This is a genomic window from Desemzia sp. FAM 23990 (assembly GCF_045528485.1).
Taxonomy (GTDB): domain Bacteria; phylum Bacillota; class Bacilli; order Lactobacillales; family Carnobacteriaceae; genus Desemzia.
Map to the genome: position 1 here is coordinate 1 of NZ_JBGQQW010000043.1, position 6,165 is coordinate 6,165.

Annotated in this window: 6 protein-coding genes; 4 read left to right on the plus strand and 2 right to left on the minus strand. The window is 37.2% G+C overall.

The window, feature by feature from the left end; genetic code table 11:
• Positions 1-206 precede the first annotated feature (206 nt).
• The gene (der, locus tag ACEN4I_RS13060; protein ID WP_407103283.1) at positions 207-1,520 is read left to right on the plus strand and encodes a ribosome biogenesis GTPase Der; all 1,314 of its coding nucleotides are present in this window, start codon (positions 207-209) and stop codon (positions 1,518-1,520) included.
• 274 nt (positions 1,521-1,794) lie between these two features.
• Complete coding sequence (locus tag ACEN4I_RS13065) at positions 1,795-2,070, plus strand: HU family DNA-binding protein (RefSeq protein WP_204210794.1); 276 nt, start codon at positions 1,795-1,797, stop codon at positions 2,068-2,070.
• Between the two features lie 271 nt (positions 2,071-2,341).
• On the opposite strand, the gene ACEN4I_RS13070 is transcribed toward ACEN4I_RS13065, so the two are convergent.
• The gene (locus ACEN4I_RS13070) at positions 2,342-2,698 is read right to left on the minus strand and encodes a hypothetical protein (protein ID WP_407097654.1); all 357 of its coding nucleotides are present in this window, start codon (positions 2,696-2,698) and stop codon (positions 2,342-2,344) included.
• 238 nt (positions 2,699-2,936) lie between these two features.
• Between ACEN4I_RS13070 and ACEN4I_RS13075 the strand changes: the two genes are divergently transcribed.
• Together ACEN4I_RS13075 and ACEN4I_RS13080 are read left to right on the plus strand one after the other, a co-directional pair.
• Positions 2,937-4,205, plus strand: coding sequence for a tetratricopeptide repeat protein (locus ACEN4I_RS13075; RefSeq protein WP_407097655.1), 1,269 nt, complete (start codon positions 2,937-2,939; stop codon positions 4,203-4,205).
• A 43-nt stretch (positions 4,206-4,248) separates the two neighbouring features.
• A complete protein-coding gene (locus ACEN4I_RS13080) occupies positions 4,249-4,824 on the plus strand; it encodes a ReoY family proteolytic degradation factor (RefSeq protein ID WP_407097656.1) in 576 nt (191 codons plus the stop codon).
• Positions 4,825-4,942: 118 nt separating this feature from the next.
• On the opposite strand, the gene ACEN4I_RS13085 is transcribed toward ACEN4I_RS13080, so the two are convergent.
• The gene (locus ACEN4I_RS13085) at positions 4,943-5,854 is read right to left on the minus strand and encodes a YitT family protein (protein ID WP_407103284.1); all 912 of its coding nucleotides are present in this window, start codon (positions 5,852-5,854) and stop codon (positions 4,943-4,945) included.
• Positions 5,855-6,165 lie beyond the last annotated feature (311 nt).

Consider the following 6,165-nt stretch of genomic DNA (forward strand, 5'->3'; position numbering starts at 1 on the left):
AGGAACGTTCTTCCAAAAGATGGGCCAGCAAGCGGCGGAGCCGTGCGGTAGCTGACAAGTGTACAAAAATAGAGTGCCTAAACTAGCGGAGTAATAGGACGCTCGAGAAAAACTTGACACAAACAAAATACAATTGGTGTTTGCAAGTTTAAAGGAATTCAACTAAACTAGTAAAGTACTAAAGTAGAAAAAGAGGAGGCTAGAACATGGCAAAACCAGTAATCGCCATCGTTGGTCGTCCAAATGTAGGAAAATCAACAGTTTTTAACCGTATTGTCGGAGAACGTGTTTCTATCGTTGAGGATATAGCAGGGGTAACCCGTGACCGGATATATTCTCCAGCAGAATGGTTAGGAAAAGAATTTAATGTGATTGATACAGGTGGAATTGATATAGGGGATGAACCCTTTCTAGAACAAATTAAACAACAAGCAGAAATTGCTATTGAAGAGGCAGATGTGATCGTCTTTCTTACTAGTGTAAGAGAAGGTGTAACGGATGCGGATGAAAATGTAGCTCAAATATTGTACCGAAGCAATAAACCCGTGTTATTAGCGGTAAACAAAGTTGATAACCCTGAAATGAGAGCAGAAATCTTTGAATTTTACTCTTTAGGATTAGGAGATCCGTGCCCTCTTTCTGGAAGTCACGGAATTGGGTTAGGAGACTTACTAGACGCAGCCATCAAGTTCTTCCCTGAAGAGGAAGAAGAAGAATACGATGATTCTGTCATTAAATTTAGTTTGATCGGAAGACCGAATGTAGGGAAATCTTCATTGGTGAATGCTATTTTAGGTGAAGATCGTGTAATCGTGTCGAACGTAGCGGGAACAACACGTGATGCAATTGATACTTCTTTCACATCAGCTGACGGGGAAGAATTTGTGATGATCGACACTGCCGGTATTCGTAAAAAAGGGAAAGTGTACGAAAATACAGAGAAATACAGTGTTTTAAGAGCCCTTAGAGCCATTGAACGCTCAGATGTCGTCCTAGTGGTCCTGAATGCAGAAGAAGGCATTAGAGAGCAAGATAAGAAAGTTGCCGGTTATGCACATGAAGCTGGAAAAGGGATCATTATTTTAGTCAATAAATGGGATGCGATCGAGAAAGAGAACTCTACAATGAAAGAATTTGAAGAAACTATTCGAGAAGAGTTTGCCTACTTAAGCTATGCGCCTATCATTTATGTATCAGCTTTGACAAAACAAAGATTGCACAAATTGCCGGAACTGATCAGCATGGTCAGCCAAAATCAAAAACTGCGTATCCAATCTTCTACATTGAATGAAGTTATCTTGGATGCAGTAGCGATGAATCCGACACCGACAGATAAAGGAAAACGTTTGAAAATCTACTATGCTACTCAAGTGGCGATCAAACCGCCTACTTTTGTCGTGTTTGTGAATGATTCTGAAATGATGCACTTTTCTTATGCGCGTTACTTGGAAAATCGTCTTCGTGATACCTTCTCGTTTGAGGGAACACCTATCCGTTTGATTACTCGTAACAGAAAATAAAAGAGCAACCAAAAACTGGTAAACGGCATTTTATCACAGTTTGTGATGAAGTTCAATAGTTTTGAAAGATTAACGCAAACCTTGCGAAAAAATGCCGAAAATCAGTAAAAAACATTGCAGTATCAACTTTTGTGTGATATCTTTTTAATTGAAATGTCATTTAGATCAACTAATTTTCATTTCGCTGGATGTCATTTTTGGACCACTCAAAAATGGCTTAGGATGTTTACAAAAACAAAACATCGAATCTTCTTTTCGAGGAGGTGAAATATAAATGGCTAACAAAGCACAATTAATCGAAAGCGTAGTATCTAAAACAGATCTTAACAAAAAACAAGCAACTACAGCAGTAGACGCAGTTTTCGGATCTATTCAAGAACTATTAAGCGATGGCGAAAAAGTTCAAATCATCGGATTTGGTAACTTTGAAGTACGTGACCGTGCAGCTCGTAAAGGACGTAATCCTCAAACTGGGGAAGAAATCGAAATCGCAGCAAGCAAGGTCCCTGCATTCAAACCAGGTAAAGCGCTTAAAGATTCAGTTAAATAAGACCAGCAAAAAACCCTTGAGAAATCAAGGGTTTTTGCTATGTCTGGAGAATCAATAGTATTGCAAAGGAGCACAAATTTTCAACTTCTCGGATTAAAGAACGATCATCCTCATTTTTAATATCCAATACAGAACATAGGTCTTTACCTAAGCAGCTATTCGATGTGTAGAAGTCATTGACAGAGTTCGTTTCTTCCTAGTTGTTGAAACGGACTCTATGCATACTTTTAAATATGGGGCAGCTGTTTAGATGTATTTAAAAACCCATGTTTTACTGGAATGGAGAAAGGTCGTTTTGGGTCTGTTTTTTATAAATTGCATATAGTTGCGACAGTACCATAGGATCTTTGATGGTCGTATCTAAAAAGTAAAGGATCGAATCGATTATTTTTGTATCGTTATTGTGTTCGATCATATCTTTGATCACAAAATTGTAATCGTACAAGTTCTCCAACATGTGGTGATAGTCTTCAATAAAACACCTGAAATTTAGCCTATCTTGCAAAGCTTCTTTAGTGAACACGTTTTTCTTATGGAGACATAGAAAATACTCTTCTTTGGTCAACGTTAAATTACTTACAAATGCTTCAATATCCTGAGATTCTTCCTTTGTAAAATCTAAATGCATGATTAAGTACCTCCTAAGATGGATTGATAAATTTTTCGTTTTTAGAGTACAGCGCTATTTCTATTTTGTAAAGGTCTAGACCAAAAATAATTGTGAAATTTTAAATTTGTTGGAATATTGTTCAAACATTGCCATTTATTTTAGTTCAGTGACTGATCAGGACAACTATTTTTATCTTAAAAATTGTGTTAAACTGGTGAATAACTAAATGAATTGAACTGCGAAAGAGGTTTTAGGAATGTCATACGGAAAAAAAATGATTCAGGCTTTACATGATAACGATTTAGGAGAAGCTACTGAGCTGTTCCTACAAGCCATGAAACAAGATTCAGATGAAGAATTGTATCTTTTAAGTGATAGTTTATATCAACTTGGATTTAACGAAGAAACCAAAGCAATCAATGTGCATTTGCTTGAACTATACCCAGAAAATGATGAATTAAAAGTGAGTTTAGCAGAAATTGCTATCGAAGAAGGCGATATGGAAGCAGCCTCTGACTGGTTATTGCAAATCAAAGAAACCAGCGACGCTTACCCTCAAGCTTTATTGGTGTTGGCAGATTTGTACTATGTACAAGGTTTATATGAAGTGAGCGAACACAAACTGCTTCGTGCTAAAGAAGCAGTGGGAGATGAACCGGCCGTAATTTTTGCGTTAGCTGAATTACATTTTTCAATGGGGAAATACGCTCAAGCCATCAAAGGCTATGAAGATTTATTGATTCAAGGACACGCAGAATTATCCGGAATCAATTTGGCGGCCAGATGCGGTGGAGCATATAGCGCCTTAGGTGATTTTGAAGAAGCTGTCAACTACTTGAAGCAAAGCTTAGAAGAACATGAACACGTGGATACTTTATTCCAATTAGGATTTACGTATTTGCAACAGAAAGAATTCCAACGCGCAAATGAAACCCTGTTTAAATTGAAAGAGTTAGACCCTAGCTACACTTCTGTGTATCCTTACTTGGCTAAAGGGCTAGAAGAAGATCTGCGATTAGATAAAGCAATAGAAGTGATTCAAGAAGGACTACAGTACGATGAATTCAATCCTGACTTGTACCTTCAAGGAGCAGCGATCAATCTTAAATTAGAACGAGAAGATGCTGCGGAAGAATACTACCAAAAAGCGATTGAACTTGATCCCGATAATGCCGGATATTTACTGGCCTATACAAACTTACTAAATAAACAAGAACGATTTTCTGAAACGATCGACTTTATCCAACAAGCGTTGACGGATGAAGAAGCAGATCCACAATTTTACTGGAACTTAGCGATTGCCAATGAAGGTATCGAAGAATATGAAGCTGCAGGAAAAGCTTTCTCTAAAGCCTATCCGGCATTCCGCCAAAATCCTTCGTTCTTGAAAAGTTATGTTGGCTACTTGAGAGAAGAAGGCGACCGAACGGTCATTAAAGATGTTTTAGAGGATTATTTGCAAGTAGAACCTACTGATGAAGAAATGTTGAATTTCTACGAGTCAATCAATGGCAACTATTATTAGACTAGGGTATACTATACTAAAGGAGTTATAAGGAGGTTTTCCTATGAACATCCAAGTTTCTTTAGAAGAAAAAAAATCCTTCATCGGTTGGTTTTTAGATCGTCATCAACTAAAAAGAAGAGAATCTATGTGGATCTTAAATTATCTGCTCAATCATGATATTGTATTAAATAAGGTTCATTTTGTTGAGGATGTGGAAACGACTCCTAGAGGGATTATGATGTCGACTGTTGGTATGGATAACGAACCGTTTTTGTTTTATAAAGACGGACAAGCGTTTAGTGACCCTGAGCAAGCTTTTCATGAAGTGCGACTCAATTGGCAGGAAGATATGTATTTAGAACTGGTATTCAGAGAACCCTGGAAAACAGAACAATATCTTGCGATTTTAGAAGATAATCCTTATCACCGCTGGAACGAAACTATTCCCCAAGATCTTATTCGCGAAGTAGAACACGCCATTACAAAACTCTCTTTGAACGAAAAAAAACATTTGATGTTGAACTTAATTGATGAAGCTTTGGAAAATGGCAATCGAGAGGAATTTATTGAATTTTCTACTGAATTGAAAGAAATCGAAAAAGAATTATTGGATCATCAAAAAAAGACTAGTTTATAAGGCTTGTGGCTCTTAACAGATTTCAGCTGTTGTGAAATTTGTTAAGAGTTTTTTTGTGGAGATAGAAAGAAATGTTCTGTACCTTTCGCTAAGGTCCAGAACATTTTTGTGTGAATATTTATGATTTAATGTGTTTTTGCGCAGTTTGTTTATTCTTTTGAAAACGACCTTTAGGTTTGGGGTCATAAGAAAAGCCTTCTCCTAACACTTCGTGAACGGATAAAATCGAAATAAAGGCATTCGGATCGGTTTGATTAATAATGTTTTTCGCTGCTACAATTTCATGTGAGCCCATAACACAATACAGAATATTTTTTTCTTGTTTGGAATAAGCCCCTTCAGCTTTAATGTAAGTTACACCACGTTCAAGTTCAGCTAAAATGTTGTCTGCGATCGCATCGCTTTTTTCGGAGATGATCAATAGGCCTCGACCGCTATAAGAACCTTGTTGCATGAAATCGACCATTTGCGTAAAGACAAAAGAGGTCAATAATGTATACATCATGTGCGGCAAGTCGATATAGGTCAACGACAGGACAAGGACCAGCACGTCAAAAGCCAGTAAGCTTTTTCCCATCGCGATTCCATACTTCTTTTCCGCGATCCGAGCAATTATATCTGAACCGCCTGTTGTCCCACCTGAGCGATAGATCAATCCGCTTCCGATTCCTCCGGCAAGACCAGCTAATAGTGCGGCAATCAGTAAATCGCCTTTAGTCGGAATAACAACCGGTATTCGTTGCCAGATCTCTAAGAAAAAAGAAAGCATAAATGTTCCATAAAGAGTATAAATCAATGATTGATTCCCTAATAATTTCCATCCGATTAAAATCATCGGCACATTTAAAACAAGGATCGAATAAGCAGGGTTGATATCAAACAAACTATTTAAAATCAACGTAAGTCCTGTAAAGCCGCCTTCAGCCAATTGGTTAGCAATATTGATATTAACAAGACTAAAGCCGAATAAAGCGCAGCCAATTGTGATCAGGAAAATATCTTTTGCTATCTCCAATTTATTTTTCTGCATTGTCGTATTCCTCCATTTCAACAAAACGGTATTTATTGTTTTTGTCTGCTGTCGCAATTTAAGCGACACTCTTAGAATCATACATTTTTTTTGAAAAAGAAGCAATAAACGCTCTTGAAGACTTAGTGTAAAATATTCGGTGGTAGAAATAAAAGACGAATGACGATCGTTTTTTAAGTTGACAAAAAAAAGAGGAAGACCGTTACCATACAATTATAGGTTTGAGCGCCTAAATATAATCGTAAAGGTTGGTCTTCCTTGGAAACTATTTTAACAGAAATGATTGAATTAATAAAGAACTCTACAGATGG

Coding starts and splice junctions, on each gene's coding strand:
- der (WP_407103283.1), top strand. CDS start 207: ATGGCAAAACCAGTAATCGCCATCGTTGGTCGTCCAAATGTAGGAAAA.
- ACEN4I_RS13065 (WP_204210794.1), top strand. CDS start 1,795: ATGGCTAACAAAGCACAATTAATCGAAAGCGTAGTATCTAAAACAGAT.
- ACEN4I_RS13070 (WP_407097654.1), bottom strand. CDS start 2,698: ATGCATTTAGATTTTACAAAGGAAGAATCTCAGGATATTGAAGCATTT.
- ACEN4I_RS13075 (WP_407097655.1), top strand. CDS start 2,937: ATGTCATACGGAAAAAAAATGATTCAGGCTTTACATGATAACGATTTA.
- ACEN4I_RS13080 (WP_407097656.1), top strand. CDS start 4,249: ATGAACATCCAAGTTTCTTTAGAAGAAAAAAAATCCTTCATCGGTTGG.
- ACEN4I_RS13085 (WP_407103284.1), bottom strand. CDS start 5,854: ATGCAGAAAAATAAATTGGAGATAGCAAAAGATATTTTCCTGATCACA.